1 protein-coding gene is annotated in these 273 nt (G+C 51.3%); it reads right to left on the bottom strand.

The window, feature by feature from the left end; genetic code table 11:
• On the bottom strand, positions 1 to 273 hold a 273-nt coding region (locus SB752_RS32455), incomplete at both ends, for a hypothetical protein (protein WP_410719505.1).

Here is a 273-nt window from a genome sequence, read left to right as displayed (position 1 = left end):
GCAACGGTTCAGGCTGCAGCGACTCGATGCTGAAGCCCTCTAACATTTCCCCGGACAAATCCAGTTCGATTTGTGTTTCAGGTTTTCCGTTCACGCTGATCTTCATCGAATTCATTGAGCCGTTACGGTGGAACATCTCGTATTCCACCCTGACGCTGCCATCCATACTGTTTACATCTCGGGTACTGAGCAGCCCACGAGAGAACAGGCCAATCAAGCCGCACACCATCAGCAACACCAGTAAGTACCAACCGATCCGCTCAAAACGCCAAA

Source organism: Brevibacillus sp. SIMBA_040, from assembly GCF_046535075.1.
In the GTDB taxonomy this organism is placed as follows: Bacteria; Bacillota; Bacilli; order Brevibacillales; family Brevibacillaceae; genus Brevibacillus.
The sequence above is the reverse complement of the archived record's forward strand: the minus strand, read 5'-3'. Positions and strand labels throughout refer to the sequence as shown.